Origin of the sequence: Microcystis sp. M49636_WE2, assembly GCF_030065375.1 — a bacterium.
Taxonomy (GTDB): domain Bacteria; phylum Cyanobacteriota; class Cyanobacteriia; order Cyanobacteriales; family Microcystaceae; genus Microcystis; species Microcystis aeruginosa_C.
This window is the reverse complement of the sequence record NZ_JASJFG010000061.1, coordinates 1-2,719: the sequence shown is the minus strand read 5'-3', so window position 1 is coordinate 2,719 and position 2,719 is coordinate 1. Positions and strand designations below refer to the sequence as shown.

The 2,719-nt window shown below is 38.9% G+C and carries 4 protein-coding genes; all 4 read right to left on the bottom strand.

All coding sequences use genetic code 11. The annotated features are described in order from the left end of the window. Positions 1-136: 136 nt before the first annotated feature. The 4 genes from PX484_RS01440 to PX484_RS01425 all read right to left on the bottom strand — a co-directional run bounded on the left by PX484_RS01440 (position 137) and on the right by PX484_RS01425 (position 2,602). Positions 137-451, bottom strand: coding sequence for a type II toxin-antitoxin system RelE family toxin (locus tag PX484_RS01440; protein ID WP_287665643.1), 315 nt, complete (start codon positions 449-451; stop codon positions 137-139). Beyond that, a complete protein-coding gene (locus PX484_RS01435) occupies positions 444-692 on the bottom strand; it encodes a type II toxin-antitoxin system Phd/YefM family antitoxin (RefSeq protein ID WP_002739617.1) in 249 nt (82 codons plus the stop codon). Before PX484_RS01435 ends, PX484_RS01440 begins: the two co-directional genes overlap by 8 nt. A gap of 705 nt (positions 693-1,397) precedes the next feature. Next, positions 1,398-1,532: a hypothetical protein gene (locus PX484_RS01430; protein ID WP_287665640.1), complete on the bottom strand. Its 135-nt coding sequence runs from the start codon at positions 1,530-1,532 to the stop codon at positions 1,398-1,400. A gap of 152 nt (positions 1,533-1,684) precedes the next feature. Beyond that, positions 1,685-2,602, bottom strand: coding sequence for a hypothetical protein (locus tag PX484_RS01425; protein WP_287665637.1), 918 nt, complete (start codon positions 2,600-2,602; stop codon positions 1,685-1,687). Between the last annotated feature and the right edge of the window lie 117 nt (positions 2,603-2,719).

The following is a 2,719-nucleotide window of genomic DNA, read 5'->3' as shown; positions in this document are numbered from 1 at the left end:
GGTCATTAACTTTAATTGTGGATTTGATGGCATAAGTATAGCTTGTGTCTAAAATTGCTGGTCTTGGCTGTCTATATTTTAACCAATAAATTGCTGTATTGCAAGCATAGTCAGCTTTTAAAGATAAATTATTGTTTTATTGGTCAGCAATAATTGTCTGTTTTTTCTTTAATTTTACATGACAAGTTCGGAAGAGCCGTTGTTTATAAATTTCATCATCGTTTCGTTTGTCAATCAGCAAGATTTCTAGTGTTTGCTCCTCAACACGATAAACGATTCGATATTCACCAATATCGGCTCTATGATAGGAGTATCCTTTTAACTTTAGAGAATCTTGGGGATAGGGATTTGTTCTCAGTTCGGTTATTTTTGTGGCTACTTGTTTGGCGTGTTTATCTGGCAGTTTTTTTAAGCGTTTAGTTGTCTGTCGAGATAGGTTAATCTTAAGCATTTAAAATTTCTGACAGTAAAGCCTCACTTTCTGTTGTTCCGATAAAACCTTCTTGATGAGCTTTTTCTGCCTGTAAAGCCAAAAGTTGATTTTCTAACTCGGAAAATCTCTCAAATTCCTCGATTGACAGCACGACTGCAACATTACGTCCCTTTTTTGCTATCTTTACTGGTTCTCTTCGAGCCAAGTCTAACAGTTCGCCAAAGCGATTTTTTGCTTCTGAGGCTCCTAATGTTTTCATAACTAACCTTTATAGAAACTAGCCATTATGACCATTTTAGCTATTATAGCAATTATTGACAGGAGAATCACCGCCACCAGCGACTAACATCCCTAATACTTTGATACACTTCTCTTAAAGCGACCTCCCCCCCAAAATGAAGGATTAAAGGGACTAAGTTGGGAATGGTTTCGAGGAATTTAGGACGAGTGAGAGTACCCAAAGCCTGAAGGATATCTTGCCAGAAAGATAAGTCAACATTAGCAGGGGTTAAGGTGGCGGTTAAGGCTTTTAATGCCTCTGCACGGTTGTATTCAGACCCAATCGTTCTGGCAATTTCTAAGGGTTTCGGGTAACACTTCAGTTGACATACTCCGCGCCGTGAACGGACGTGGATTCTTCTATCATCACTGATTAGAATTTCTGGCTCAACGAGTTCGCTTAAATCAGACCCCTTGCGGTATCTAACCCAGAGGCGAGTCTCTCCTCAGACTTTCGCGACCTTACAGAAGCCTGTTCTCGTATGCCCTACGATACAGTTCAAAACCTCTAAAATAATTGGTTTCTCTGGTACTTGATGCTTAGAGCTTTTACCCATAAAAGCAATCCTTTATGGAACCCTATAACTCTAGTTTTCAAGGTGCGCCTATCGATTAGATAGCTAGGTTTTTAGAGCGGTTGAATACCTTATCCGCTATGGTCTAGCATTATACATCATAAGGGGAATTATTTCCACCACCGACTAACATCCTTAATACTTTGATACACTTCTCTTAAGGCGACCTCTCCCTCAAAATGAAGGATTAAAGGTACTAAGTTAGGAATAGTTTCGAGGAAACGAGGACGAGTGAGAGTTCCCAAAGCCTGAAGGACATCTTGCCAGAAAGATAAGTCAACATTAGCAGGGGTTAATGTGGCGGTTAATGTTTTTAATGCCTTTGCACGGTAGTATTCAGACCCAATCCCTCTGGCAATTTCTAAGGCTTCTGGTAAGATTTCGGATAAATAAAAAACTAACCACGTCGTCTATAATCACTCCATTCAGGAAACTCAGAAAGATATTCTTTATTGATTCCACGGATGCAAATGTATTCACCCTGAATCCAGACTATTGAAATTCCAGAAGTTGACAGTGGCGATTTCCGTAAAATCAACCAAAACGGCAAGCACAATAGTGCAAATATTACTAAAGAAACCGAGACAATTCCATCTCCGTATGCTAGATTCAAAAAATGTATTGTAGCAGCAGCCATAATCATCCCAAAAATTACGCACGAGAAAATCCTATCTGTTAATAATCTGTGCTGTTTTTTAACTTCTTGAGAAAGTCCAAAAGTGATTTTTTCGTATTTTGTCATAGCAAAATATGCAATGATAACCGGTATTGTTACAATCCAGGGCACAAAAATTAAAAAAATGATTCTAATCAGGGCAGAAAAAAGGGCAGAAAAATTAACGAATAAAGGATTAAAGGATAAAGTCTGTTCTTCTTTTCCCGTTACCGGGCGATTGGTTTTGATACAGCGATTTGGTAGAGATGCCCCCCGCAACATCACCAGATATCCATCATACTGCCATATTCTCTTTCCCTTATCTTTAGGAATACAGTAAATATCAACGGGTTCATTGTTTAAGTTAACCTCAAAATTCACCAATAACCCCACTCTGGGAAATTCTTTTTCGTCCTTCCAATCGGAGTTTGTGAACTGGTATCTTGTCCCGTCATTGCCTCTGATAACCCCTGTGTTATTGGAGGTGTCGAAGCGTAAAATAGTTCCTTCCATCTGCAAAAAATCCTTGAGCAAAACCTTATTTATTTCTTCTAAGTATATCGTAAAAAGCTGATCTGCAAGAGGAACATAAGTTTCATATTCTAAGTAGGTGGGTGGAATTAAATATAAGATGAACGTAGCGACTGTCTTGATTGTCAAGGGGTAACTCAAAAAACAATCAAGGAGTTGCTGTCGAACCTAAAATCTCAAGCCAGAAAAAAAGCGCAGCAAAAACTAAGTCGCTCAGGTTAAACCAAAGCAAGCGCAACCCTTGAT